Source organism: Thauera carbonicopians (assembly GCF_025699485.1).
Classification (GTDB): Bacteria; Pseudomonadota; Gammaproteobacteria; order Burkholderiales; family Rhodocyclaceae; genus Thauera.
The window spans coordinates 404,711-431,140 of the sequence record NZ_JANUXN010000001.1 but is presented as its reverse complement, the minus strand read 5'-3'; the positions used below and the strand labels follow the sequence as shown (position 1 = coordinate 431,140).

The window sequence follows — 26,430 nt, the reverse complement described above, 5'->3', positions numbered from 1 at the left end:
GAAGCCTGCCATGCAGGCAGGAGGATTATTCCACCTTGGCCTTGCTGCGCAGGTCGAGCACGTGCTTCTCGATCTTCTGCTGCTGCAGGCGCTGCTGCAGCTGCGGCTTGACTTCGTCGAGCGGGGGAGCCTGCGTCGTGCGCACGTCGTCGAGCTGGATGACGTGGTAGCCAAAATCGCTCTTCACCGGCGTGGGGGTGAACTTGCCTTTCTCGAGCTTGACCATGGCTTCGGAGAAAGGCTGGACGAACATCGCCGGGTTGCTCCAGCCCAGGTCGCCGCCGCGGTCCTTGGAGCCGGGGTCGCGCGATTCCTTGGCCACTTCCTCGAAAGGCGTGCCCGACTGCAGCTTGGCGATGATCGCTTTGGCTTCGTTCTCGGTCTCGACCAGCACATGGCGGGGCTTGTATTCCTTGTCGCCCATGCGGCTCTTGATCGCATCGTATTCCTGCTGGATCTCGGCGTCGGTGACCGGGTTCTTCTGGACGAAGTCCTGCAGGTAGGCGCGGATCAGGATGGCCTGCTTGGCCAGATCCATCTGGGTCTGCACTTCGGATTTCTTGGCAAGCCCTTGGTTGCTTGCCTCCTGGCTCAGGACTTCACGGCGGACGAGTTCCTCGCGCACCGCGTCCTGCAGCTGGGAGCTGTCCTGCGCACCCTGGGCGCGTTGTTCGGCAAGCATCGCTTCTGCGCGCTCGGCCGGGATGGCGACGCCGTTGACCTTGGCTACCGGGGCGGCCGCAGCGGCGGGAAAGGCGAGAAAACCAGCCAGCATGGCGATGGCGAGGCGGCTCGGGAAGCGTTTCATCGGTATTCCTTCAGGGGTGGGTTGCTTGGGTGGCCTCGTCGGCCGTCATTGCCTTGATGGCGAGCGCGTGAATGTCCTTTTTCATCATGTCGCCCAGGGCTTCGTAAATCATGCGATGGCGAGCGACCGTGCCGTGCCCGGCGAAGGCACTGCCGACGATGCGCAGGCCATAGTGGCCACCGCCGCTGCGTGCGCCTGCATGGCCGGCATGCAGGGCGCTGTCGTCGCGGACCTCGATCTCGTCGGGCGCAAAGGCCTCGCTCAGGCGCAGCCTGATCCGCTCGGCCACCTCGGCGCTCATGGCAGGACCTTGCGGAAGGGGCGCACGCTGGTCTTCGCGAAGACGCCTTCGCGCACGTAGGCGTCCTCGGCCAGCCATTTTTCCGCGCTGGCCAGCGAGTCGAATTCGGCGACGACGAGACTGCCGGCGAAGCCTGCCGGCCCCGGGTCGGGCGAATCGATCGCAGGCATGGGGCCGGCGAGCAGCAGGCGGCCTTCGTCCTTCAGTGCCTGAAGGCGGGCCAGGTGTTCGGGGCGTACCGCCATGCGCCGCTCCAGCGTACCGGGCGCGTCCTCTCCGATCAGGGCGTAGAACATCAGTTTTTTTCCTCTTCGATATGGCGCGAAAGATAGAAGCCCTGGCCGAGCACGAAGGCAAGCATCAGGCCCATTCCACCGAACAGCTTGAAGTTGACCCAGGCTTCCTCGCTGAAGCTGTAGGCGACGTAGAGATTGAGCAGGCCCATGCCGACGAAGAAGCCCGCCCAGGCCAGGTTCAGGCGTGTCCAGACATCGTCGGGCAACTGTATCTGCGCCTCCAGCATCTTGCGGATCAGGTTGCGCTTGAACAGCGTGGCCGAACCGATCAGCACGGCGCCGAACAGCCAGTAGAGCGCGGTCGGCTTCCACTTGATGAAAGTGGGGTTGTGGAAGAACAGGGTTGCGCCGCCGAACACGACGATGATCGCCAGGCTGACCCAGAGCATGGTGTCGACCTTGCGATGCTTGCCCCAGACAATGGCGATCTGTGCGAAGGTGGCGACGATCGCGACCGCGGTGGCGATCAGGATCGGCGCCTGTGCAACGTCGATGCCGTCTCCCAGCCATTGGGCCGCAAACGCATGGGAGGTTTCGGGCTGGGCACCGGCAAGCTTGTAGGCGGCGAAGAAGAGGATGACCGGAAGGAGGTCGAAGAGAAATTTCATGCGGTCGAATTATAGCGATAGTGTTCAAGCCTGCCCGTTGCCAAGCGTGTCAAGCGTCACGGCGGCACTTGCGGCTTCGTTTTCCGCCCGGTTGCGCATGTGGTTCGCGAGCGAGGAGAAGGCGCTGAGCAGGCTGGCGCGCAATGCACCGTCGGCGACCTGCTCCTCGAGCGCCTGGCGCATGCAGAGCATCCATTCATCGCGCTCCCGGATGCCGATCGAGAACGGCAGATGCCGGGCCCGCAGGAAAGGGTGGCCGTAGCGCTCGACGTAGAGATTCGGCCCGCCGAGCCAGCCGGACAGGAACAGGAATAGCTTTTCTTCCGAGCCCGAGAGGTCCTCGGCATGCATCCGGCGCACCGTCCAGGCTTCGGGCAGCGTGTCCATGAGTCCATAGAAGCTCCTGACCAGCTTGCGGACGGCGGCTTCGCCGCCCAGGCGTTCGTATGGCGTGGCGTTCGGCGGCAGAGCGGTATCAGTGGGCATGGGAAGGACTATCCTCCTGTGAGCCGTGCATTCTAGCGCGCCCGCTCGGGTTTCCATCTGCCGGCAGGCACAGGATCGCTCTGAGACCACCGCCTTCGCGGGGCAGCAGATCCAGCCGGCCGCCATGGGAGCGCATCACCCGCTCGACGATCGCCAGCCCCAGCCCGGCTCCCTTGGTATTGCTCCTGGCCTTTTCGAGCCGGGTGAAGGGGTGGCGCATGCGCTCGACTTCGTCTTCGGGAATCCCCGGGCCCCGGTCGGCCACTTCGACACAGACAAAACCGTCGTGCGGCGCGACCACGACGTCGAGTGGCTTGTCCTCTCCCGCATAGCGCAGGGCGTTGTCGATCAGGTTGGCGAGCGCCCGGCGCAGGGACAGGGCGCGGGCGTTGCATGTCAGGATTTCCGGCGTATCGAGCTGGAGATCGATTCCCCTCAAGCGGTAAGGCTCGGCAATTTCGCGCACCAGTTGCACGACATCCACCGCTTGTGCGGGCTCCTGCGGCACGCCGCGGCCGAAGTCGAGAAACTGGCCGATGATCCGGTCCATCTCCTCGATGTCCGACACCATCGCCGTGACCTCGCTGTCCGGCGCGCCCGACATCTCGACACCCAGACGCAGGCGCGCCAGCGGCGTGCGCAGGTCGTGGGACACGCCTGCCAGGATCAGCGCGCGATCCGCATCGGTGCGGGCGAGATCGCCTGTCATCTGATTGAAGGCATGGGCGACCACGGCAATTTCATGCGGACCGGACTCATCCAGCGGCGGCGGCGTCTGGCCGCTGCCGACCAGCCGGGCTGCACGTGCCACCTGGCGTAGCGGCCTGCCCATCCACGAAGCGATCAGGTAAGCGCCGAGCATCGCGGCAAAGAGCGCACCGAGCCCCCATACGAGCCAGTCGAGGGTATCGGGGCTTTCGATCCGCTCGCCAGGCAGCATGACCCAGTATTCGTTGTGCTGATCGTCCGGGTCGAGCCGGAAGCTCACCCAGAAGCCATCGAGCGTCTTCCAGCGTGAGGCGAAGCGCGTGTGGCTTCCCAGTTGCCGGCGCACGTCGTTGGTGAGCAGCCGGTTCGGCCGCGTATCGGCCAGGGGCTCGATCTCGTCGGACGCTTCCGCCGGGTAGATGCGGATGCCTTCGAGCGCGGCAAGCTCGATCAGCAGATCGGTCCTGCGTCCTGCATCGGCATTGATCAGTGCGGTGCGGGTCAAGTTTACGACCGAAACCACCATCTGCGCCACGTCGCGTGACCGGGCCGGCTCCTGGAAATAGCTGAAAATCTGGGACCAGGCGCCGAGCGCCAGGATCAGCAGCAAGGCGACGAGCAGAAAGGTCTGCCAGAGCAGGGTGCCGGGCAGACAGGCCTGCAGCAGGCGCGTCACCGAGCGCGGCCGGCGACCGGGGTGCAGCTTGGCGGACATGCCGCGCTTACTCGCTGGCGGCTGCCTTGCCTTCACCCGATTCGTTCTTGATGTCCTCCGGCACGAACACGTAGCCGAAACCCCAGACCGTCTGGATGAAGCGGGGCTTGGCCGGGTCTTCCTCGACGAGCTTGCGCAGGCGGGAGATCTGCACGTCGATCGCCCGGTCGAAGACCCCGTATTCGCGCCCTCTGGCCAGTTCCATCAGCTTGTCCCGCGACAAGGGCTGGCGCGGATGCTGCAGCAGCACCTTGAGCAGCGAGAATTCGCCGGTGGTCAGCTGGATCTCCTCGCCGTTGCGCTCGAGCAGGCGGGTGCCCAGATTGACGCTGACGTTGCCGAAAGCGACGATCTCGTCTTCGGCGGTCGGCGCGCCGGGCAGGGTATGCGGCTGCCGCCGCATCACGGCCTGGATGCGGGCGACGAGTTCGCGCGGATTGAACGGTTTGGCGATGTAGTCGTCGGCCCCCATCTCGAGCCCGACGATGCGATCCACGTCATCGCCTTTGGCAGTGAGCATGATGATCGGCAGATTGTTTTCTGCCGCCCGCAGCCGGCGGCAGATGGCCAGTCCGTCCTCGCCGGGCAGCATCAGGTCGAGCACCATCAGGTCGAAGTGCTCGCGATGCAATGCACGATCCATCATCGGCGCATCGCTCACGGCCTTGACCGCGAAACCTTGCTCCTGAAGATAGCGGGACAGCAGTTCACGCAGACGAGCGTCGTCGTCCACCAACAGTACGCGATAGCGGGTTTTCAGGTTCATGGAGCCAATCCTATCCTTCAAAACGCGAGCTTGCCAGTACCGGGGAAAGGCCGGTGCCGGTGGCCCGGTAACGCTTCGTAAGAGCGTGGCAAACAGGCAACACCGTTTTACAAAGCATCATCGGTACCGGCGCACAGGACTGTCACGCAACGCGGATTTACCGTATGTTCGAGTTCACGATCGACGCGCAGCGCCCCACCCGATGACACCGACTTCCGCCTCCTCTGGTCCGTTCTACCGGTCTTCCGCCTCGCCGCATCATGGCCGATGCGTGGTGGCCTGTGTGCTGTCGGTCTGTCTGCTCACCGCCGCCGGCATTGCCGAGGCGCGTACGCGCGGCGAAGATTCCGGACTGCCGAGCGGCCCGGTGCCGATACGCGAGGGGCTGCGCCACGAGGGCTTGCGCAACCATCTGTTGACCAGTTCCCACGAGGTAGGCGGCAAAGCCTCCGAACCCCGCCGTCTGAACGTGGAAGAGCGCAACGCTCTCCACCGCGATCTGCGCGATGCCATGCGCGGCGCCTATCCGGAACAGCCCGGCCCTTCCAGAAAGAAGAAGTCGCACTGAATCCCATGGTCCGAGCCGGTAGAATATCGGCACCATGAAAATCCTCGCACTCGAAGCTTCATCCGAACTGGCCAGCGTTGCGCTCCTCGCCGATGGCGCCATCGCCGCCCGCCGAATCGAAGGCGCATCACGGCATTCGGCGTCGGTGCTGAACCAGGCGCGCGAGTTGCTGGCCGACGCCGGACTTGCCGTCTCCGCGCTCGATGCCGTCGCCTTCGGTGCCGGGCCGGGCGCTTTCACCGGGCTGCGGCTGGCCTGCGGCGTGGCTCAGGGGCTTGCCCTGGGAGCCGATCTGGGGATCGCCGCCATCGGCAGCCTCGATGCCATCGCACTGCAGACGGGGGCTGAAAGGGTGTTCGTGGCAACGGATGCGCGCATGGGAGAGGTCTATTGCGCCGCCTTCGAGACCGGCAAGGATGCGGTACGGGCGATATCCCCCATTCGCTGCCTGGCGCCCGAGGATGTCGAGCTGCCTCCCGGATGCTGGGCGGCAGCGGGTTCCGCCTTTCGGGTCTGGCCCGATGCCCTGTACACGCGTTTCAGTGACCGGCTTCCGGTCTGCCTGGATGGCTTGACTGCCCGAGCGGACGAAGTGGCACGGCTGGCAGCAGGGTCGGCGGCGCGTGGCGACCTGGTATCGCCCGAAGCTGCGGCGCCGCTCTACATCCGCGACAAGGTGGCCCTGACCACGGCCGAACGCTTGGCGCGCGGCGGCAGGGCCTGAGCATGACGGGGCGTTGCGAATTCGTGCCGATGCAGGCGGAGCATCTCGACTGGATCGAAGCTCACGAGGCTTCGCTGCATGCGTTTCCCTGGAGCCGCGGCAACTTTCTCGATTCGCTGGCGGCGGGACACGGCGCGTGGATCATGAAGGAGGAGGGCTGCATGCTTGCCTACGCCATCGTGCTCGCCGTTGTCGACGAAGCCCATCTGCTCAACATCAGCGTCATCCGCAGTGCCCAGCGGCGCGGACTCGGGCGCCTCTTCCTCGAATGGCTGCACGGTGACGCACGCAGCAGGGGGGCGACACAGTTCTTCCTGGAAGTGCGCCCGTCCAACCTCGCTGCCCTGTCGCTGTACCAGGCACTGGGCTACGAGCAGATCGGCCTGCGCAAAGGCTACTATCCCGCTGAAAACGGCCGCGAGGACGCCGTCGTGATGCGGCGGGAGCTCTGACGAATGGCGGCACCCATGCGCAGGCCAAGCTCCCGGCGTGACGCGATCATCTGCGAGATGGGCTTGGGCCCGGTCTGGCGATTGCGGTCGGCAGGCGGGGAAGCCGACGATCAGCGCACTGCAGTGGTGGAGATGCCATCGCCGGCCGCGTCGCCGGTGGATGCAGCAGCCAATCCGCCATCTGCCCCCATGCGTTCGGTGCCGGCAGGCGGCGATGCGGCGTGGCGCCGGGAACGTGCGCCTCGAACGGAGATGGCGCATTCGGGCTCCGCGACGCGCGCCGAACCCGTGCGGCCTGCTGCCGGCATGCCCGATCCCGGACGCTTGAAGCACATCGCCACGCTCGAATGGGATGCGCTGGAAGCCGACATACGCAATTGCCGGGCATGTGTCCTGTGCGAGCAGCGCAAGCAGGCAGTGCCTGGCGTCGGCGACCGCGAGGCCGACTGGATGCTGGTGGGCGAGGGGCCGGGGCGTGAGGAGGATCAGCGCGGCGAACCTTTCGTCGGCCAGGCGGGCCGCCTGCTGGACAACATGCTTGCCGCGCTCGCGCTGCAACGCGGTGCCAATGTGTACATCGCCAATGCGGTCAAGTGCCGTCCGCCGCACAATCGCACGCCCGAAGCGGCGGAAATCGGCTCCTGCCTGCCTTATCTCGAGCGCCAGATCGAACTGGTCAAGCCTCGTCTGCTGCTCGCGCTGGGCCGCCCTGCGGCCCAGGCGCTGCTGAATACCGAAATCAGCATCTCCAGGGCGAGAGGCCGGACCTTCGACTACAAGGGCATTCCGGTGGTGGTCAGCTACCACCCCGCCTATCTGCTGCGCAATCCGCAGGACAAGGGCAAGGCCTGGGCCGATCTGTGCTTTGCCCGCAAAGTGATGCAGCAGGGAAGCTGAGCGGGCGGCAGGGCTGTGGCAGCGCCGCCGTGCCGTTCAATGGCTGCGGTCTTCGAGCAGGGCGGCGCTGTCGAATTCGCGCTGATTGGCTTCGTGGCGAAGCTTGACCAGCAGCATCGTGCCGGCGACGAACAGCCCGAACAGCACGATCACGGTATTGATCGACAGCCCCAGCATGATCAGCAGGGCGTAGGTGCCGGTCATGACCAGGATGGACAGGTTCTCGTTGAAGTTCTGTACCGCGATCGAATGGCCGGCGCCCATCAGGATATGGCCGCGATGCTGCAGTAGCGCATTCATCGGCACGACGAAGAAGCCGGCCAGCGCGCCGACCGTGACCATCAGCAGCATCGCTGCGCTGGTGCTGGTGACGAAGATCATCGAGATCACGCCGACTCCCATGGCGATGCCCAGCGGAATCACTCTGACGGATTTGCGCAACGTCACGTAACGCGCGGCGACGATGGAGCCTGCCGCGACGCCCAGCGCGACGACGCCCTGCATCATCGATGCCTGGGACAGGCTCATGCCGAGATTGTGCTCGGCCCACTTGATCACGATGAACTGCAAGGTCGCGCCCGCGCCCCAGAACAAGGTGGTGACGGCCAGCGAAATCTGCCCGAGCTTGTCGCGCCACAGCAGCCGCAGACAGTGGTTGAAGTCGTGCAGCAGGTAAAGCGGGTTGCTCTTGAGCGGCTTGTGGTCGACGCCGGTATCGGGGATGTAGAGATTGAAGATGGCCGCAATCAGGTAAAGCGAGCCGATGACGAGCACTGCCGCCTCGAAAGGCGTATCGACGAAGGGCAGGCCGAGGGCCATCAAGCCGTCGGCGACGCCGTCGAGGATCATGAAGCCGCCCATCACGGTGCCGATGATGATCGCGCCGACGGTCAGGCCTTCGATCCAGCCATTAGCCACGACCAGCAGGCGGTGGGGCAGATATTCGGTCAGGATGCCGTACTTGGCGGGGGAGTAGGCCGCCGCGCCCAGCCCGATCACCGCGTAGGCGAACAGGGGATGAGCGCCGAGGAACAGCATCAGACAGCCGCCGATCTTGATCGTGTTGCTGATCAGCATCACCCGCCACTTGGGCATGGAGTCGGCAAAGGCGCCGACGAAGGCCGCGAGCGCGACGTAGGAGACGGTGAAGAACAGCTTCAGGAGGGGCTCGTATTCCGACGGTGCAGCCATGTCCCGCAGCAGGGCAATCGCGACGATGAGCAGGGCATTGTCCGCGAGCGCAGAGAAGAACTGCGCTGCCATGATGATGTAGAAGCCAAGCGGCATCGTGAATGTACCGGGCACCTGTGGTCGGGAAGCGCGGTTTATAACACGGATGGAGGCTTGCCTGGGCCGCTGGAGGCGATCCTGCCCCATCGAGGGCACAGGATATCTGTCCAATGTGGAGTGGTTTGTGATCTAATCCACTTAATAAATCATACTTATCTACACCATGGCAGACCGCAGACTTCAGGTATTCCATGCCGTGGCCAAGCACGGCTCCTTCACCCGTGCCGCCGAGCATCTCTACATGACTCAGCCGGCCGTCACCTTCCAGATCAAGCAGCTCGAAGAGCACTTCGACACACGTCTGCTCGACCGCGGTCACGGCAAGATCACACTGACGCCCGCAGGCGAGCTCGTGCTGGCCTACGCCGAGCGTATCCTCGGGCTGTCGGCCGAGCTCGACTCGCGCGTATCCGAATTGACCGACGAACTGGCGGGGCAGATCAAGATCGGCACCAGCACGACGATTGCGGCCTACTGGCTGCCGGCCGTGCTCGAAGGCTTCAAGCGCAAATATCCGCGGGTGCTGCCTCGCGTGGTGGTCGGCAACTCCAAGCTGACCGAGGACAGCGTCGCCGCGCGCGACCTCGACATCGGCCTGATCGAGATCGTCACCGAACAGAACGGCATCGAGCGCCGCAGTGCCGCCCGCGACGAGCTCATGGTCATCTGCAGCCCCGACCATCCGCTGGCGAAATTCGACAAGCTGACGGCCAAGGATCTCATCGGCCACCCCTTCATCGACCGTGATCCGGGCAACGGCATCCGCCAGATCGCCGATGAATTCTTCGAGGCTGCAGGCATCGCCGGAAGCGAAATCAATCTTTGCGCCGAACTCGGCAGCCTGGCGACGATCAAGCAGCTCGCGGCTGCCGGCCTGGGCTTCGCGATCGCATCGGATCGTGCCATCAGGCGCGATGTTGCCGAAGGGCGGCTGGCCGCGGTGTGCCTCGAGCCCCGCATCTACACGCCGCTCGAAGTCATCCTGCCGCGCGACAAGTTCCGCTCGCGCCTGATCACGGCATTCGCCGACTACGTCTGTGAGGAGTTTGTCCGGATGGCCGGCGACACGGACGCCGAGGGCTGATGGCAAAAGACTAATGGCAAAAGCAAGGACCGCCTACGTCTGCAGCGAATGCGGCGGGCAGGTGGCCCGCTGGCAAGGGCAGTGCCCGCAGTGCCAGGCCTGGAACACCTTGGTGGAAACCGCCATCACCGCCGCTCCAACGGGAGGCGGGCGGTTTGCCGCGCTGGCGGGCGAGACCAGCCGTCTCAGGCCCTTGTCGTCGCTGCAGCCGCGCGAGGAGCCGCGCCAACCGACCGGGCTCGACGAGTTCGATCGCGTGTTGGGTGGCGGCTTGGTCGCGGGCGGTGTCGTGCTGATCGGCGGCGACCCGGGCATCGGCAAGTCGACCCTGCTGCTGCAGGCGCTGTCGCATCTGTCCGGCGTCCACAAGGTCGTGTATGTCAGCGGCGAGGAATCGGGTGAGCAGGTAGCCTTGCGTGCCCACCGCCTGCAACTGCCGCCATCCGAGCTGCAGATGCTGGCCGAGATCAATCTCGAGCGCATCCTGCAGGCCTTGCGCGAAGCCCGGCCACGCGTGGCCGTCATCGATTCGATCCAGACCATCTATTCGGAAACCCTGCAGTCCGCGCCGGGCTCGGTGGCGCAGGTGCGCGAGTGCGCGGCGCAGTTGACGCGCTTTGCCAAGCAGAGCGGCACCAGCCTGATCCTGGTCGGCCACGTCACCAAGGACGGCACGCTGGCCGGCCCGCGCGTGCTCGAGCACATCGTCGATACCGTGCTGTATTTCGAAGGCGACACCCATTCCAGCTTCCGGCTGATCCGGGCCTTCAAGAACCGCTTCGGCGCGGTCAATGAGCTCGGTGTGTTCGCCATGACCGAGCGGGGCCTGCGAGGCGTCTCCAATCCTTCCGCAATCTTCCTGTCGCAGCACGCCCAGCAGGTGGCGGGAAGCTGCGTGCTGATCACCCAGGAGGGTACGCGCCCGCTGCTGGTCGAGATCCAGGCCCTGGTCGATTCGGCGCAAAGCCCCAATCCCCGGCGCCTGTCGGTGGGCCTGGAGCCGACCCGGCTGGCGATGCTGCTGGCGGTCATGCATCGCCATGCAGGCGTCGTGTGCTATGACCAGGACGTGTTCGTCAATGCCGTCGGCGGCGTCAAGATCACCGAGCCGGCAGCGGATCTCGCCATTCTGTTCGCCATCGTCTCTTCATTGCGCGACCGCCCGCTGCGGCAAGGGCTGGCGGTTTTCGGCGAAGTGGGGCTCGCAGGTGAAATCCGTCCGGCGCCCCGTGGACAGGAGCGACTCAGGGAAGCGGCGAAGCTCGGCTTCGATACCGCCATCATCCCCAGGGCCAATGCGCCGCGCCAGGCGATCGAAGGCCTGAACGTGATCGCCGTCGACCGTGTGGAAGAGGCGCTCGAGCGGATGCGCGAGCTGGCTTGAGCGCAGTTCAAGCGTTTGCGGCAATCCTGGCCGCAGTCCGTTACGACGGCTGACGTTTACATGCAGAAGCAATAATGAAAGCATGAATGCTTAGCATCCGTGTATTATTGTGCACTGCAAGGCGCTGATAAATAAAAATTAGCCGTCTATTCCTATATTTTTCTGACATTCCTGTTTTTTGATTGCGAGCTGGGCGTTTTCGGCGTTTTTCGTTGTTTTGATGAACACCAAAGGCACTGGCCGACGATCACGGTGGTTTTCGATAGGGCTGCTTAATGAAAGGCAAATGGCTGTCGCCATCATTTTCCGGGCTGTCGCCCGCCATGACCGCCAGCGGAAAATGGTTCGTACGGACGGGGTTGATTGCAGGCCTGGCGGGAGCACTGTCGGCATGCACGGTGATCCCCGGTACTTCCGCCTGGGACATGCGGACGACTTCTTCCGTGCCTCTGCCGATCGTCGATGGCGAAGCCCGTCAGTCAGAGCCCGTTCCGGACAACGTTACCATCACCCCGATCACAGCCGATCTGATCATCGCTCAAGCCCGCAATGGCGAGCCCGGATTCCGGGCAACGCAATCCGGTGGCCGCACTGCGGTGCGGCCAGCGACAGTGCCTGATTTCGGCCTCGTCCATCAGGACTACGTGCTTGGCCCCGGCGACATCATCAACGTCATCGTCTGGGACCATCCCGAGATCACCATTCCTGCCGGTTCCTACCGTTCTGCTGAGCAGTCCGGCACCTTGGTCGCCGATGACGGAACCATCTTTTTTCCGTACGCCGGCACGCTCAACGTAGCGGGCAAGACGCCCCGCGAGGTGCGTGAGATCCTGTCCCAGCGCTTGTCGAAGGTCATCGAGAACGTCCAGCTCGACGTGCGCGTCGTGGCCTTCCGCAGCAAGCGCGTCTACGTCGTCGGTGAAGTCAGGGAACCCGGCCTGCAGCCGATCAACGACATCAAGATGACCCTGGTCGAAGCGATCAATCGCGCCGGCGGCATCACGACCGAAGCAGACCACGGCAACGTGCTGCTCACGCGCAGCGGCCAGACATGGCGCGTCGACCTGCAAGCCTTGTACGAAGACGGCGACGTGTCGCAGAACGTCGAGCTGCAGCCCGGCGACATCGTCAACGTGCCCGATCGCCAGCTCAACAAGATCTTCGTGCTCGGCGAAGTCAGGGAGCCCGGCTCGTTCGTCATGAACAAGCGGCGCACGACGCTGGCCGAAGCGCTCAGCGAAGCGGGCTTCGTCAATCAGATCACATCCGATCCGAGCTGGATCTACGTGATGCGAAGCGACAACGGCACATCCGAGCTTTTCCACCTCAACGCCAGCTCGCCTGATTCGCTGCTGCTGGCCGAAGGCTTCCCGCTGCGCCCTCGTGACATCGTCTATGTCGACGTGGCCGCCGTCGCACGCTGGAACCGTGTCGTCAGCAACATCCTGCCGACATCGCAGATGCTCAACCTGCTCGGCGAAACGCGCTATCCGCTCTTCAACGGTCGCCAGTAACAAAAACGCCATCTGCCACGCACACTATTGCACTTGATCGAACCCATTTCAGGAAGCTCCACTTTTGGCTCGACAGACTCCGCACACCGTTCCCATCAACGAGGCCCAACACAACCACGCGTCCAGCCAGCGAGGCAGGACGGACGATTTCATCAATCTGGGTGAAATCATCGCCACCCTGTTCGAATACAAGTGGCTCATCCTCGCCATCACCGCTTTGGTGACCTCCGTGGGCGTGTTCGTCGCACTGGTGTCCACTCCCATCTATCGTGCCGACGCCATGCTGCAGGTGGAGGACAAGGGCACGGCCAAGGGTGGAATCGCCGCGCTGCGCGATGTCGAGGCCGTTCTGGGTGATTCCACGTCGGTTGCCGCAGAACTCGAAATCCTGCGCTCGCGCATGATCCTCAGCCGTGTCGTCGAACGCCTCAGTCTCTCCACTACCGCCGAACCACAGTATTTCCCAGTCGTCGGTCGCGCCGTGGCCCGTCGTCACGCCAATGCCGATGTGCCGGCGGAACCGCTCCTCGGCTTGTCCAGCTACGCCTGGGGAGGAGAACGCATCACACTGCAGAGCCTCGAGGTCGCGCCGGATCTCGTCGGTGCGCCGCTGACTCTCGTGGTGGAGGAGGGGGAACAGTTCCAGCTTCTCGATGATGACGGCAACCTGCTTGCACAAGGTGCCGTGGGCACCCCGGTCACCAGTGAGCACGCCAGCCTGTTCGTGGCCGAGCTCGTCGCACGTCCCGGAACCCGTTTCGAGGTGTCCCGGCGCGACCAGGCCGAGGCGATCGCCTCACTGCGTGAGGCGCTGGAGGTGCGGGAACGCGCCCGTCAGTCGAACGTGATCGAGGTCGCTTTTTCCGACTTCGACCGTACCCGGGCATCGGCCATCCTGAACGAAATACTCAATGCCTATGTACGGCAGAACGTGGAATACCGCTCCGCGGAAGCCGAGTCCACGCTGGCTTTCCTCGAGACCCAGTTGCCGGAACTCAAGAACGAACTGGATACGGCGGAAGCTGCCTACAACAACTACCGCCAGAACCGCGGATCCATCGATCTGACGATGGAAACGCAGGCGATGCTCAGTTCCATCGTCAAAGTGGACAACGACATCGTCGTGCTGCAACAGAAACGCGATGAGCTTCGTCAGCGCTTCACTGCCGAGCACCCGCAGGTCCAGTCGGTGGACTCGCAGATCGCCCGTCTGCGGGCACTGCGCAGTACCCTGGACAAGGACGTTTCTCGCCTGCCGGATACGCAGCAGACGGCGCTGCGGCTGCATCGCGACGTCGAGGTGTCCACCGCGCTTTACACCAACCTGCTCAATAGCGCGCAGCAGTTGCGCGTCGCCCGGGCGGGCACGGTAGGCGACGTGCGCATCATCGACAGCGCGGTCACTGCACTCCAGCCCATCGCTCCACGCAAGGCGCTCATCGTTCTGCTATCGGGGGTGATCGGCACGCTGATCAGCCTGGGCACGGTCTGGGCGATTCGCGCCCTGCGGGTGGTCGTCGAGGACCCGGAGACCATCGAACGCGAACTCTCGCTACCCGTGTATGCCACCGTGCCGGAAAGCAAGGCCGAGGAGGAGGTCGATCGCCGCATCAAGCGCGGCAAGAGTGCCGGCGAACTGCTGGCGGTGACGCATCCGGACGACGGCGCAGTGGAAAGCCTGCGCAGCCTGCGCACGACGCTGCATTTTGCCCTGCTGGGCGCAGATCGTGGTTCGGTGCTGATCACCGGCCCGGCGCCGGGCGTCGGCAAGAGCTTCATTTCCAAGAATCTCGGTGCCGTGCTGGCCCAGAGCGGCAAGCGCGTCATCATCGTCGATGCCGACTTGCGCAAAGGGCACATCCACAAGGAGTTCGCGCTGCCGCGCAATGGCGGGATTTCCGAGTTCATTACCAGCGGTCTGCCACTCGAATCGATCGTGCGCCCGACCATCGTGGACGGCTTGTCCATCGTCACGACCGGCCAGATTCCGCCGAACCCCTCGGAGCTGTTGATGCACGAGCGTTTCGCGGCGCTGCTGCATGGCCTGGAAGCGCAGTGCGATGTGCTGATCGTCGACGCGCCTCCCGTACTTGCCGTGTCCGATGCCGCGATCGTTGGCCGCCTGACGGGCGCCACGCTTCTGGTCGCGCGGGCAGGCCGCCATCCGATCGGCGAGCTGGACCAGGCCGTCAAGCGCCTGGAGCAGGGTGGCGTGAGCGTCAAGGGATTCGTTTTCAATGGCCTGGACCTGCAACGACAACGGCACCGCTTCGGCTACCAGGGTTATCAGTACCAGTACAAATATTCCACCTGACCACCAGGCAAGCACTCCACACGGGCGCCCCCAATCTGCAGGCGCCCGCCTGACGGCACCTCAGCTTCTCGAGCGCGCACCCCGACGTCGCCTCGCCGGGCATGTTCGACTTCAAAAAAGGAGGCTCTCATGATGCATGGGCTCATCGTTCTACCGCTGGCTATCCTGGTTTCCGCCATCGTCATACGCGCAATGATTGCGCTGGCTCCGCGCGCGGGCTTGATCGACCACCCCGGAGAGCACAAACAGCACGAGCACGTCACCCCCTTCATCGGCGGCTTCGGAATAATGGCCGCATTGCTGCTCGCGGTCGTGATGTTGATCAGCCTTTATCCCGCCCAAACTACCGCGTGGATCTCGCTGCTGATTTGCGGCGGCACGATGTTCCTGGTGGGGCTGGTGGACGATCGTTGGAAGCTCGGTTTCAGGATCCGGCTCGTCGTTCAGGCCGTGCTTGCCCTGGTCATGGTTTATGGCGGCGCCATTTCGCTGACCAGCCTGGGCAACATGGTGTTTACCGGCAATGTCGCGCTCGGCGCTCTGGCCGTGCCATTCACCGTCTTCGCCACCATCGGCGGCATCAACGCGCTCAACATGGTCGATGGCATCGACGGACTGGTCGGCACCATCGCCGGCGTCACGCTGCTGTTGATCGCACTGATGACGGGCTTTGGCGGGGACGGCCCGATGCACCTGCTGTCGATGGCCCTGCTGGGCGGAGTGGGGGGGTTTCTGTGGTTCAACATGCGTCATGGACGACAGCACCGCGCACGTACCTTCATGGGCGACAACGGCAGCATGACGCTGGGACTGCTGATCGTATGGCTGCTCATCAGCCTGACCCAGGGAGAGAATGCACTGATCAGTCCCGTTGCCGCGCTGTGGCTGTTCGCCATCCCGCTCATCGACACGCTCAGCGTCATGGTGCGCCGAGTGCTGATGGGGCAGTCTCCGTTCACACCCGATCGCTACCATCTGCACCACCTGTTGCAACGAGCAGGCTTTCGCGTCGAGGACGTGGTGACCTCCATCGGCTTGCTGCACCTCGTGCTGGGAGGGATCGGCGTCAGCGGCCTGCTCTGGGGCGTGCCAGAAAGCGTGATGTTCATGGCCTTTCTGTTCCTGTTTGCCGCATACGTCGCGGTCACGGCGCGCCCATGGCGTTTCGTACCCGCACTGCGCAGTATTCACCGTTACCTGCATCTCACGCCTGCCGCCAACTGCGGCGTGTTCTTCGGCAACTGCGCACTCGAGCATGTCGAGCAGATCAATGAACTGATTGCTCCTCAACTGCGCGACAACACCGCTTTCCGGACTCGCCTGTATCAACGCATGGAGGCCGATGGCAGTCCCAGCATGCGATATGCGGTGGTGGAGATCATGCTTGACGATGAAACCGCGCCCCTGACCCATCAAATCGAATATCTGCGCTTGATACGGAAAGCACTGCATCCTTATAACGGAGTCTATATTCGCAGCTATGTCCATCGAGACCCTTTCAACGATCGTCGGATCAATCAGGATGAGCCCGCAGTCGAGATGCGGGCGCGCAGCCGCCGGCAGCGCAAGCGCGAGCTGCTGGAGGAGTCCTTCACTTACGTCGATCATGGCCGAATCCTCGATCAGGACGTCAAGCACAAGAACACGGAAGGTGAGGAGCCCGTCGGCGCCCCCGACACTCTGATTGCAAGACACTGATTTTTTTCATATACGCGAAGTCTCAACCATCATGACTGTCCAAACCCTCGATCAGATCAAGCTCGCCGTCATCGGCCTGGGCTACGTCGGCCTGCCGCTGGCGGTGGAATTCGCCAAGCAGCGCGACGTGCTCGGCTTCGACATCAATCAGGCACGCATCGACGCACTCAAGGGTGGCCACGACGCCACGCTCGAAGTCTCGGACGAAGAGCTGCGCGAAGCCACGGGGCTGCGTTACAGCGCCGATGTGCAGGACCTGGCCGCCTGCAATGTCTTCATCGTCACCGTGCCGACGCCGATCGACGAGCACAAGCAGCCGGACCTGACACCGCTGGTCAAGGCCAGCGAGACCATCGGCAAGGTGCTCAAGAAGGGCGACATCGTCATCTACGAATCCACCGTCTATCCCGGCGCCACCGAGGAAGACTGCGTGCCGGTGCTGGAGCAACATTCCGGGCTGCGCTTCAACGTCGATTTCTACGCCGGCTACAGCCCCGAGCGCATCAATCCGGGCGACAAGGAGCACCGCGTCTCCACCATCCGCAAGGTCACCTCCGGCTCCACGCCCGAGGTCGCCGACCTGGTCGATGCGCTGTACCGCCAGATCATCGTCGCCGGCACCCACAAGGCCGAAAGCATCAAGGTGGCCGAAGCGGCCAAGGTCATCGAGAACACCCAGCGCGACGTCAACATCGCGCTGATCAACGAGCTGGCCATCATCTTCAACCGCATGGGCATCGACACCGAGGCGGTGCTCAAAGCCGCTGGCAGCAAGTGGAACTTCCTGCCGTTCCGTCCGGGCCTGGTCGGCGGGCACTGCATCGGCGTGGATCCGTACTACCTCACCCACAAGGCGCAGGCGATCGGCTACCACCCGGAGATCATCCTGGCCGGCCGCCGGCTCAACGACGGCATGGGCGCCTACGTGGTGTCGCAGTTGGTCAAGGCGATGCTCAAGCGGCGCATCCAGGTCGAAGGCGCGAAGATCCTGATCATGGGCCTGACCTTCAAGGAGAACTGCCCGGACCTGCGCAACACGCGGGTCGTGGACATCGTCAAGGAACTGGGGGAGTACGGCATGGCGGCCGACGTGTACGACCCCTGGGTGGATCCAGCCGAAGCGGAGCATGAGTACGGCATCACGCCGATCCAGATTCCGGCGCCGGGCACTTACGACGCCATCGTCGTCGCCGTGGCCCACGACCAGTTCAAGACGCTCAGCGACCAGGGCATCCGCGCGTTGGGCAAGCGCCAGCATGTGCTGTACGACCTGAAGTATGTGCTGCCGCGCGATGCGGCGGATCTGCGCCTGTGAGGTGGCACCGACTGCCAACACTTCCCATTCCGGCCGACAACGAGGCCGCTCCGATTATTTGCCGATTTTGTATCATGAGCAACTTACACCATAGCTTCAGCCGCATTGGCGGATGGCCCCACATCGCCGTTACGCGAGAGCAATTCGCCCAGATCATGCTGGACGACTGCATCGCGGCAAGGAATTCGTCTGGCAGTCTTTTGCCGAAGCTTGCATTCTCAATGAATGCACAAGCGCTTTCCCTGACACGGACCGACAAGGTTTTCGAGAGGGCAATGACCGAAGCCGACTACATCCAAGCAGATGGTCAATCCCTGGTATTCGCCTCCAGATATTTGTCTGACACCGCTCTTCCTGAACGCATTGCGACGACGGATTTTTTTCACGATGCAGCAAAGCGGGCTCAAAGGGAAGGGCTCAGCTTCTACATCCTGGGCGCGAGTGCCGAACAGAACAACAAATCCATCGATACGATCAGGCGCCTCTATCCAGAACTGAAGATTGCCGGACATCGGCATGGATATTTCGACTCTTCCGAAGAGGATGAAATATGCCGGGAGATCGTTCGTTCGGGCGCTGATGTCTTGTGGGTAGGCTTGGGCAAACCCAAAGAGCAAATTTTCTGCATCCGGAACATAGAAAAGCTAAAAGGAGTGGGCTGGATCAAGACATGCGGCGGACTGTTCGATTTTCTCTCGGGAAAGAATCGTCGCGCTCCGCTCTGGATGCAGAGTGCAGGCCTTGAGTGGCTGCACCGCATGATGCTGGACCCCAAGAGGTTGATAAAAAGAAATGTCGTGACCAATTCTCACGCCATTTACATAATGCTGACCGCATCAAAATGACTGCAGAATGAGTCGCGCTGCAAATCGACATTCCGGATCAGGCATTTCATGCAATAGATTCCTTTTTTGCGTGGCAGTAGCCCACTCGCCCATGTGCGAAGACCAAGGCTCCAAGGCATGACAAAGAACAGGCTGCTGCAGTTCTTGCTCTACTTCCCAATGCTCTTTCTGGCATTGACCGGAATTCTTTCGCCATACAAGTACAATTTACTCCCATCAAATGGGATTCTTGAGCTCGCCTTTTTTCTCATGGCATGCCTCATGGCCGGAGAACTGCTACGGAGTGCATCATCGTTCGTCTATGCAACACTCGCGTACGTCATCATCTCGGCCATATGGAGCATAGGCTTCCGTGACATCCATGCGCTGGACTTCCTGCTTGCATATAAGGCGTTTCTCTATGTATGTATCCTGAGCCTCTTCATAGGCAAGAGGCTTTGCTCCCGGGACTCTCTCATAGCCTTCTACTGGGTGTTGCTGGGAGCTTTCGCAATAAAATATGGTTATTCCATTCTACTGGGATTGGACGCGAAGATGCGTTTGAGGCCAGGGCTTTTCGTCGAGAACAACTTCGAACTGGTTTTCATAATACTTCTCTACTATCGCCTTCGTCATTGCTTCAAGAACAGCTTCATCGCATTCATTCCCCTTTTCGCGATTGTCTTCCTTTCCGGCTCGCGGAGCGCCATTCTCGCAGTAGGCGCCGTTTATGTTTTCACCTTCATTCGGGAATGGAACGTTCGGACAACCGCAGCCATGGCAGCGACGTTCGCCATTGCTGCGGTAGGGTATGAGTTGTTCCTTTCCCGTACGCAGGACGGCTTTGAGAATATCGATCGCTTCAGATTCCTGATGGTATTTCTCCATGAGATGCAGAATTACGGAGCGCTGGGCTACATTTTTGGAGCTCCGCGAATTACTCCGCTGAGTGCGGGGTCGTGTGATCTGCTGTCTTTTTATTCGGGGCTCTTCAGCTTCTCAGGTGATTCGACGCTGTGCTACTCGGTGATCCTTCATTCATACATACTCAGGGTGATTTTCGACCACGGCCTGATCGGATTTGTGTTCTTGAATGCATTTGTGCTGCTCGGGATACGAAAGGCAGGCGGCTCGCTTCGCGACGTCCTCTGCGTCGCTCTCGTCCTGATAATTTCCGGCCTGTCCGTCTCTTCGTTCAACAGCATTTTCTCCGCTCTCGCACTAGCGTTGCTATTCACGAAAAACTCCGATGAGGAAAGTGCGGGGCAGGATGGATATGGTAGCGAAGCAGTAAAAAATGGCAATTTCTGATAGCGAGTGATTTGTGCTGACCTATCGAAAGCTGTTGAGTTTCTTGAGTGGCGGAGTTGCCGTCGCAATTTCAAGCCTTGTCATTGCCTTGCTCCTGCTGAAGGAGGTCGGGGCTGAAGCATTTGCCGTTTTCTCTTTGTACCAGCTGACGTGGACTTTCTCGCTTTCTGCGTCGACCGCAATTCTATCGACCTCAGTCCTCAACTTATGGTCTGAAAACGAAGAGGAGCGTGACAAAGGAATAAAATCATATTTTCTTGCCAACACCATATACTCCTTTCTTGCCGTTTTGGTGCAGGGGGTCATCGTATACATTTCGTCTTCGAACGTTTTTGCGGCCGCAGCTTATGGCATGGCAACCGGTCTTGGCGTGTTCAGATGGTACATCAGATCCTTCATGAACATTGCGGGAGAGAATGATTACGTCGGCCGCTCGGATACTTTTTTCTCCGTTTCCTCCCTGAGCCTCGTTGGCATCGTCTATTTTTCAGGATTCTTCTCACTGGAGTTCATCGGATTCTGTCTTATTGCAGCAAACATATTGTCGCTGACCTTCCTGGGATTCAGGACATGGGGATCTTATTTCACGGAGCAATTCACGGCCGGACTTGAACCGTTCCGGGCCGGCTTCAAGAAAAGAGGAGGTTATGCGTGCCTAGCAGCAGTATGTACCGACGTCCTGAATAACTCATATGCTTACATCATCACCTTCCTATATGGAGCGGCAGCATATGCGCCCGTAGCGTTTGCCTATCTGCTGTACAGGCCCGCGGTGCTCGCCTACTCTACGCTAACGCCACTGATCAGACCCCGGCTATTCAATATTCTGCAAAAGAAGAATCGCACGGCGATCGATAAATTCACGTTCATCTATATCGCAGGTTTTTCCACATTGATTGTCCTGAATGGAGTGGCCGGATATTTCCTGTATCCATTCATACCTGACTCCATGACGGTTGGCGGGGGGAACAGAGGCGACCTGACGGCACTCCTGCTCGTTTTTGGTGCCGTCCTGCTCCTCAGGCTGAGTCGAACAGCGTTTTCCCTCGTTCTGCAGGTTGCCGATCGCTACAGGGAGAATCTTTTCTCCATCTTGGCCGGGGCGGCCGTATACGCCCTCATTGTCCTCATCATGGGAATCAACGGGTTCAGCCCGACATTGATCGTGGTTGCCATGAGTGCAGGGGAGGTGGTGGCAGCAGGATTGATGCTCGTCGTTCGCCAGAAAGTTTTTTCCGTCTTTTGATTCGAGGTTTGATCGGTGCTGAAGAGTTTTTTCAAACGAGGATTTTCCCTGTTTTTTTTCTGGCTCCCGGACAAGGCTTATTGCTATCTTGTTTTCTGGGCCAAGTTTCGCAGGTTTCCGAATGTATCTAACCCTGGGACGCTTGCGGAGGCCATGTATTGGTACAAGCTCCATGGGGGGCTCCAGAGATTTCCTGACTATGTCGACAAGATCGAGGTGAGGAACTTCATCTCCCGCACCATCGGGCAGGAATATCTGAACGACATCATCGAAGTCTATGATGACGCGGAGTCCATCAAGCTGGACGCCTTGCCCGATCGCTTCGTCTTGAAGCTCAACAACGGTTCCGGCTCGAACTTCATCGTCACGGACAAGAGCAAAGTACGGGAGTCCGAGATCAGGGCGATGGCCAGGGAATGGCTGCGGTCGGATTATTACCGGCTGACTCGCGAACCTCAGTACCAAGCGGTAAGGAATAGGGTTTTCGCCGAAAAATTTCTTGACGATGGCGTTCGTGCATCACTACTGGACTACAAGGTCTACTGCTTCTATGGCTCCGTAAAAATGATTCAAGTGATCTCGGACAGGGATCAAGGTGTTCTCAGGCAGGCTTACTACGACTCTGAGTGGAATAGGCTGGAGATAAGCAGGGTAGGGTTTCCAGGTGGCGCAGACGTCGAGCGCCCCAGGAAGCTGGACGAAATGGTCGGGCTTGCGCAAGCATTGTCGAAACCTTTTCGCTTCGTTAGGGTGGATTTTTACATCGTCAAGGATCGAATTTTCTTCGGCGAACTGACCTTTCTACCTGCAAACGGGAATCTTGCGTTCGCGCCAGCCCAGTTCGACGCAGAACTGGCACATCTCATGATGGCTTGATTCGCTCATGCGCCTTTTACATCTTTTAAGGAGAATATTTTGAAACTATCTATCTTTGGAACGGGCTATGTGGGCTTGGTGACCGGTGCATGCCTGGCAGAAGTCGGTCACAATGTTGTCTGCCTCGATATCGACCAAGGAAAGATCGATCGACTCAATCAAGGGCAGTTGCCGATTTGGGAGCCAGGCCTGGAGGCCATCGTTGCACGCAACGTCGCCGAAGGGCGGCTGGCCTTCACCACAGATGTTGCACGGGGCGTCGCCCACGCACAGGTACAGTTCATCGCAGTGGGCACGCCGCCGGACGAGGATGGCTCGGCCGATCTGCAATACGTGCTTGCCGTAGCCGAAAGCATTGCCCGCCATATGCAGGGCTACAAGGTCGTCATCAACAAATCGACCGTACCGGTAGGCACTGCCGACAAGGTGTGCGAGCGAATAACCACAGTTCTTGCCGAACGCACTGTGGACCTTCCCTTCGATGTTGTGTCGAATCCTGAGTTTCTCAAGGAAGGTGCGGCGGTGGGCGACTTCCTGAAACCTGACCGTATCATCATCGGCACAGAATCCGAGAAGGCGCGCGAACTGATGCACGAGCTGTACGAGCCTTTCAATCGCAATCATGAACGAACGATGTTCATGGATGTTCGCAGCGCGGAGCTCACCAAGTACGCCGCCAATGCAATGCTCGCCACCAAGATCAGCTTCATGAATGAGCTGGCCAACATGGCCGAAATCCTGGGCGCCAACATCGAAGAGGTGCGCAAGGGCATCGGTTCGGATCCACGCATCGGCTATCACTTCATCTACCCTGGTTGCGGTTACGGGGGCAGCTGCTTCCCCAAGGACGTACAGGCCCTGGGCCGCACGGCAGATCAGATCGGCTACGAAGCACCATTGCTCAAGGCGGTGGAAACGGTGAACAACCGCCAGAAAGGCGTATTGTTCTCCAAGCTTGCGCGACACTTCAGTGGGGTCGAGGGATTGGCAGGTAAGAAGATTGCCATCTGGGGGCTCGCCTTCAAGCCGAACACGGACGACATGCGTGAAGCCCCCAGCCGGACGCTCATCGAGGCTCTGTGGGCTGCTGGTGCACAGGTCCATGCGTTCGATCCAGTGGCGATGGAAGAGACTAGACGCATTTACGGAACCAGAGACGATTTGCAGCTTGCTCGCGACAAGTACGCTGCACTCGAGGGCGCTGACGCACTTTGCATCTGCACTGAATGGCAGCAATTCCGTGCGCCCGACTTTGATGAGATGCAGAACCGTCTGAAAGAGAAAGTCGTGGTTGACGGGCGGAATCTGTATTCGCCTACGCGTCTTCGCGAAGATGGGTGGTCGTATTACAGCGTGGGGCGCGCCTGACAGGCGTTGAGTGAAGGAGCCAGCGGGCCAAAACCAGACCCGCTGGCTGGACTCGGCTTCCCCTTCATTCCAGTCCGAATTCGAACGTACTGACAACGCGCAAGCGCTTGCCGATGGTACGCGAGCTGTCCATGTCGCTGCCGTCGTCGTCCAGGATGCGGATGGCGCCCTGGTTTGCGCTCTTCAATGGCCCCAGACGGGCGCCGGCATCGGCCGCGAACTTGCCGGCCTGCTCGCGTGCGCTGCGTGTAGCTTCTTCCAGCAACAGGGGCTTGATGTCGTTGAAGCCGCGCAATTGATAGCGCGGCCATTCCCCCTGGCCATCTCCGCCGAGCTGGATGCCGGCAGCAATCAAGGGGTCGACCTTGTTCGAGGCGGCGGCGACGGCATCGACCCGAGCAGACTTCACCGTGACTTGCCCCTGGCCGTTGAAACGCAGGGCGACACGCTCGGGACCATATTCGCGTGCGAGAAGATCCTGCACCTGCAGCGGACGTATCTCGATCTCCGCATCCTCGAACCCCTGGCTGTGCAGGAAGGACACGATCTGCTCGCGATCCGTGGTCAGCGCTCGTTGAACGGTGCCGAACTCATCTGCCGCACGGCGGAAACTCAGGGTCCATACCGCGAAATCGCTTTTTACGTCACGTTCGGCAAGGCCTTTCACGGTGATGCTGCGATCGGCCATCCTGAAGTGCTCGATCCCCTTTCCTACCTGAAAGCCTGCAAATGCAACACCGCCGGCGAGCAGCAGGGCAGGAAGCAGGCCGATTCGTGTTTCAGACATGAGAGGGCTCCAGGAAGGTTGGGGAAGGGGACAGCATCAAATCCTGGCGATCCATTGCTCGACGGCTTCGGCAATGATGTCATAAGCCAGCTGGTGGGCTTCCTGCGGCTTGCGATAGGGGTCGGGCACTTCGGCCTTGCTCCAGTGGCCGAGCAGGAAGGTCTTGCCGCGCGTGGTTGGATCGAGGTCGTTCGTGTAGTCGAGATGATGCTTTTCCATGCCGAGAATGAGATCGGCCCAGCGCGTCAACTCGAGGTTGAGCTGTTGTGCCCGATGGCCACCAAGATCGATCTGGTGCAGGCCGGCCACCTGCTGGGTAGTCTGGTCGGCACCGTGATCGACGAGAGCGCCAATGCCGGCGGAACGAACGAGAACCTTCTTGTCCTGCGCCTGTGCGCGGTCGCGGAGAAGGGCTTCGGCCAATGGACTGCGGCAGATGTTGCCCGTGCAAAGGATGAGTATCTTTTCGAACATGGGCCTAGCGTAAAAAAAACCGACGCCCTTCGTCGAGGGCGTCGGTTTCGAGATGTTACTGAAGCAACGGGATCAGGCGGCTTGCTTACGGCGGCGGAGTACGGCGAGACCAGCCATGCCCAGGCCCAGCAGAGCGAGGGAAGCGGGTTCGGGCACCTGAGTCGAGGTCGGCGTTGCGGTGATCGCCAGATTGTCGATGCTGAAGCTGCCGCCAATGACGGGAACGTTGCCGATGAAGTCGAGCAGGAGCTGACCTGCGCCAGGCCAGCCAACAGCAGTTTCAGTGACCTCCAGAACGACCGACGTGTCAGTGATCGTACCTTCGACGCTGAAAGTGCCGGCCCCCGACGGATCGACGAACGAAGTCCCCAGCAGGGAATTCAGGAAGCCGAGAATACCCATGGTCGTGGAGCCACCATAGCTACCGCTGAAATTGACGCCGATGGGTGTGGTGACGGCACCAGCACCGAAGGCGAAGGGGTAGTTGCCCTCGGCCAGGCCACTGAAGCTGACGTTGCCGGTGAACAGCGAGGTGAGGCTGCTTGTCGTGAACGTACGGCTTCCGAGCAGCGGCACAGTGAGCTCGACCGAAGCGCTTCCACCCGAGGTGCCGGACCCGGCGCTGATTTCATAGCTGCCACTCGGACCAAGGTTGACCACGCCGCTGCCTGAAAGGCCGGTGAGGCTGACCGTGTAGGTGTTCGGCGAGCCGTCGGCAAATCCAGCGATGCTGAAACCGCCGCTGAGGCTATTGACCTGACTGACATAAGCAGCCGATGCTCCGGCACTGAAGGTAGCGAGAGCCGCGGTGGCAGCGATGAAGGCAGTTTTCTTCATGAGTGATTCCTGTCTGTACGTCACGGCTGGCGTGTGGCCAGAGTGCGAGGGTTTAACGTCGTCGCAACGTGAAGGTCGCAGGCCATTCTAAAGCAATATTTACACCAACTTGATCAAATAGCTGAAATAAATAATATTTCCATGACTGTTTCAAAAAGTTTGCAGCACGAGTGTAAATTATCCCGACAAATTTCTGGTGAAAACAATGGTTGCTCGTACACTCTTGCGCATGGGAGATCCGCGTCTCCTCGAACAGGCCAAACCCGTCACGTCGTTCGGAACGCCTGAACTGGACGAATTGATCGCCGACATGTTCGACACGATGACCGCAAATGGCGGTGTTGGTCTGGCGGCGCCGCAGATCGGCGCCGGCCTGCAGTTGGTGATTTTCGGTTTCGAGCACAGCGAACGCTATCCTGATGCCCCGGCAGTACCGCGCACGATCCTGCTGAATCCGATCATCACGCCGCTGGACGACATGATGGAGGAGGGGTGGGAGGGCTGTCTGTCGGTCCCCGGGTTGCGTGGTATGGTGGCACGCCATCGACGCATTCACTACCAAGGCTTCGACCCGCAAGGGAAATCCATCGATCGCGTGGCCGAGGGTTTTCATGCCCGTGTAGTGCAGCATGAATGCGATCATCTCGCCGGGGTACTGTATCCGATGCGGATCAGCGACTTCACCCGCTTCGGGTTCACCGATGTGCTGTTTCCAGACATGGAAGGGCGCTGAGCGCGGGATCGAACATTGCATGCGTGCCCATGAGCAGGGCGCTACG

The 26,430-nt window shown here is 61.1% G+C and carries 27 protein-coding genes; 16 read left to right on the top strand and 11 right to left on the bottom strand.

Annotation, left to right across the window (positions count from 1 at the left end; translation table 11 throughout):
• Positions 1 to 25: 25 nt before the first annotated feature.
• Genes NX068_RS02145 through ompR form a run of 7 tightly spaced genes read right to left on the bottom strand, consistent with a single transcriptional unit; the run spans position 26 to position 4,688 of the window.
• Positions 26 to 808: a peptidylprolyl isomerase gene (locus tag NX068_RS02145; protein WP_263459643.1), complete on the bottom strand. Its 783-nt coding sequence runs from the start codon at positions 806 to 808 to the stop codon at positions 26 to 28.
• A 10-nt stretch (positions 809 to 818) separates the two neighbouring features.
• Positions 819 to 1,109, bottom strand: a complete 291-nt coding sequence (locus NX068_RS02140; RefSeq protein ID WP_263459642.1) for a BolA family protein — start codon at positions 1,107 to 1,109, stop codon at positions 819 to 821.
• On the bottom strand, positions 1,106 to 1,405 hold the full coding sequence (locus tag NX068_RS02135) for a YciI family protein (RefSeq protein ID WP_263459641.1): 300 nt from the start codon (positions 1,403 to 1,405) through the stop codon (positions 1,106 to 1,108). Before NX068_RS02135 ends, NX068_RS02140 begins: the two co-directional genes overlap by 4 nt.
• Positions 1,405 to 2,013 carry a septation protein A gene (locus NX068_RS02130; RefSeq protein WP_263459640.1) on the bottom strand — a complete coding sequence of 203 codons (609 nt, stop codon included), beginning with the start codon at positions 2,011 to 2,013 and terminating at the stop codon, positions 1,405 to 1,407. Before NX068_RS02130 ends, NX068_RS02135 begins: the two co-directional genes overlap by 1 nt.
• Positions 2,014 to 2,037: 24 nt before the next feature.
• Positions 2,038 to 2,499 (bottom strand): group II truncated hemoglobin, encoded by a 462-nt coding sequence (locus tag NX068_RS02125; protein WP_263459639.1) that lies wholly within the window; start codon positions 2,497 to 2,499, stop codon positions 2,038 to 2,040.
• Positions 2,489 to 3,922: an ATP-binding protein gene (locus tag NX068_RS02120; protein ID WP_263459638.1), complete on the bottom strand. Its 1,434-nt coding sequence runs from the start codon at positions 3,920 to 3,922 to the stop codon at positions 2,489 to 2,491. Before NX068_RS02120 ends, NX068_RS02125 begins: the two co-directional genes overlap by 11 nt.
• A 7-nt stretch (positions 3,923 to 3,929) precedes the next feature.
• Positions 3,930 to 4,688 (bottom strand): osmolarity response regulator transcription factor OmpR, encoded by a 759-nt coding sequence (ompR, locus tag NX068_RS02115; RefSeq protein ID WP_263459637.1) that lies wholly within the window; start codon positions 4,686 to 4,688, stop codon positions 3,930 to 3,932.
• Positions 4,689 to 4,890: 202 nt separating this feature from the next.
• On the opposite strand from ompR, the gene NX068_RS02110 reads away from it, so the two are divergent.
• The 4 genes from NX068_RS02110 (at position 4,891) to NX068_RS02095 (ending at position 7,329) form a co-directional block, all read left to right on the top strand.
• Positions 4,891 to 5,256 carry a hypothetical protein gene (locus NX068_RS02110; protein ID WP_263459636.1) on the top strand — a complete coding sequence of 122 codons (366 nt, stop codon included), beginning with the start codon at positions 4,891 to 4,893 and terminating at the stop codon, positions 5,254 to 5,256.
• Positions 5,257 to 5,290: 34 nt separating this feature from the next.
• Positions 5,291 to 5,980 carry a tRNA (adenosine(37)-N6)-threonylcarbamoyltransferase complex dimerization subunit type 1 TsaB gene (gene tsaB / locus NX068_RS02105; protein ID WP_263459635.1) on the top strand — a complete coding sequence of 230 codons (690 nt, stop codon included), beginning with the start codon at positions 5,291 to 5,293 and terminating at the stop codon, positions 5,978 to 5,980.
• 2 nt (positions 5,981 to 5,982) lie between these two features.
• Positions 5,983 to 6,432: a ribosomal protein S18-alanine N-acetyltransferase gene (gene rimI, locus NX068_RS02100; RefSeq protein ID WP_263459634.1), complete on the top strand. Its 450-nt coding sequence runs from the start codon at positions 5,983 to 5,985 to the stop codon at positions 6,430 to 6,432.
• Positions 6,433 to 6,684: 252 nt separating this feature from the next.
• Positions 6,685 to 7,329 carry a uracil-DNA glycosylase gene (locus tag NX068_RS02095; protein WP_500862650.1) on the top strand — a complete coding sequence of 215 codons (645 nt, stop codon included), beginning with the start codon at positions 6,685 to 6,687 and terminating at the stop codon, positions 7,327 to 7,329.
• A 36-nt stretch (positions 7,330 to 7,365) separates the two neighbouring features.
• Here the strand turns inward: NX068_RS02095 and lplT are convergent, their stop codons facing one another.
• Positions 7,366 to 8,616 carry a lysophospholipid transporter LplT gene (gene lplT / locus NX068_RS02090; RefSeq protein WP_263459632.1) on the bottom strand — a complete coding sequence of 417 codons (1,251 nt, stop codon included), beginning with the start codon at positions 8,614 to 8,616 and terminating at the stop codon, positions 7,366 to 7,368.
• A gap of 166 nt (positions 8,617 to 8,782) precedes the next feature.
• On the opposite strand from lplT, the gene NX068_RS02085 reads away from it, so the two are divergent.
• The 11 genes from NX068_RS02085 (at position 8,783) to NX068_RS02035 (ending at position 23,553) form a co-directional block, all read left to right on the top strand.
• Positions 8,783 to 9,703: a LysR family transcriptional regulator gene (locus NX068_RS02085; protein WP_263459631.1), complete on the top strand. Its 921-nt coding sequence runs from the start codon at positions 8,783 to 8,785 to the stop codon at positions 9,701 to 9,703.
• A gap of 13 nt (positions 9,704 to 9,716) precedes the next feature.
• Positions 9,717 to 11,087: a DNA repair protein RadA gene (gene radA, locus NX068_RS02080; protein ID WP_263459630.1), complete on the top strand. Its 1,371-nt coding sequence runs from the start codon at positions 9,717 to 9,719 to the stop codon at positions 11,085 to 11,087.
• Positions 11,088 to 11,362: 275 nt separating this feature from the next.
• Complete coding sequence (locus NX068_RS02075) at positions 11,363 to 12,601, top strand: polysaccharide biosynthesis/export family protein (protein WP_263459629.1); 1,239 nt, start codon at positions 11,363 to 11,365, stop codon at positions 12,599 to 12,601.
• Between the two features lie 64 nt (positions 12,602 to 12,665).
• Complete coding sequence (locus NX068_RS02070; protein WP_263459628.1) at positions 12,666 to 14,915, top strand: polysaccharide biosynthesis tyrosine autokinase; 2,250 nt, start codon at positions 12,666 to 12,668, stop codon at positions 14,913 to 14,915.
• Between the two features lie 129 nt (positions 14,916 to 15,044).
• Positions 15,045 to 16,613 (top strand): MraY family glycosyltransferase, encoded by a 1,569-nt coding sequence (locus NX068_RS02065; protein ID WP_263459627.1) that lies wholly within the window; start codon positions 15,045 to 15,047, stop codon positions 16,611 to 16,613.
• 31 nt (positions 16,614 to 16,644) lie between these two features.
• Positions 16,645 to 17,928: a Vi polysaccharide biosynthesis UDP-N-acetylglucosamine C-6 dehydrogenase TviB gene (gene tviB, locus NX068_RS02060; protein WP_263459626.1), complete on the top strand. Its 1,284-nt coding sequence runs from the start codon at positions 16,645 to 16,647 to the stop codon at positions 17,926 to 17,928.
• Positions 17,929 to 18,002: 74 nt separating this feature from the next.
• Complete coding sequence (locus NX068_RS02055; protein WP_263459625.1) at positions 18,003 to 18,773, top strand: WecB/TagA/CpsF family glycosyltransferase; 771 nt, start codon at positions 18,003 to 18,005, stop codon at positions 18,771 to 18,773.
• 117 nt (positions 18,774 to 18,890) lie between these two features.
• Positions 18,891 to 20,063: a hypothetical protein gene (locus NX068_RS02050; RefSeq protein WP_263459624.1), complete on the top strand. Its 1,173-nt coding sequence runs from the start codon at positions 18,891 to 18,893 to the stop codon at positions 20,061 to 20,063.
• 13 nt (positions 20,064 to 20,076) lie between these two features.
• Entirely contained in the window at positions 20,077 to 21,309 is a 1,233-nt protein-coding gene (locus NX068_RS02045) for a hypothetical protein (RefSeq protein WP_263459623.1), read from the top strand.
• A gap of 15 nt (positions 21,310 to 21,324) precedes the next feature.
• Positions 21,325 to 22,185 carry an ATP-grasp fold amidoligase family protein gene (locus NX068_RS02040; protein WP_263459622.1) on the top strand — a complete coding sequence of 287 codons (861 nt, stop codon included), beginning with the start codon at positions 21,325 to 21,327 and terminating at the stop codon, positions 22,183 to 22,185.
• A gap of 39 nt (positions 22,186 to 22,224) precedes the next feature.
• Positions 22,225 to 23,553: a UDP-glucose dehydrogenase family protein gene (locus NX068_RS02035; protein WP_263459621.1), complete on the top strand. Its 1,329-nt coding sequence runs from the start codon at positions 22,225 to 22,227 to the stop codon at positions 23,551 to 23,553.
• A gap of 64 nt (positions 23,554 to 23,617) precedes the next feature.
• Here NX068_RS02035 and NX068_RS02030 read toward each other — a convergent pair whose 3' ends face one another.
• The 3 genes from NX068_RS02030 to NX068_RS02020 form a co-directional block, all read right to left on the bottom strand.
• The gene (locus NX068_RS02030) at positions 23,618 to 24,340 is read right to left on the bottom strand and encodes an SIMPL domain-containing protein (protein WP_263459620.1); all 723 of its coding nucleotides are present in this window, start codon (positions 24,338 to 24,340) and stop codon (positions 23,618 to 23,620) included.
• Between the two features lie 36 nt (positions 24,341 to 24,376).
• A complete protein-coding gene (locus NX068_RS02025) occupies positions 24,377 to 24,814 on the bottom strand; it encodes a low molecular weight protein-tyrosine-phosphatase (RefSeq protein WP_263459619.1) in 438 nt (145 codons plus the stop codon).
• 72 nt (positions 24,815 to 24,886) lie between these two features.
• A complete protein-coding gene (locus tag NX068_RS02020) occupies positions 24,887 to 25,651 on the bottom strand; it encodes a PEP-CTERM sorting domain-containing protein (RefSeq protein ID WP_263459618.1) in 765 nt (254 codons plus the stop codon).
• Positions 25,652 to 25,856: 205 nt separating this feature from the next.
• On the opposite strand from NX068_RS02020, the gene def reads away from it, so the two are divergent.
• Complete coding sequence (gene def, locus NX068_RS02015; RefSeq protein ID WP_263459617.1) at positions 25,857 to 26,384, top strand: peptide deformylase; 528 nt, start codon at positions 25,857 to 25,859, stop codon at positions 26,382 to 26,384.
• Positions 26,385 to 26,430 lie beyond the last annotated feature (46 nt).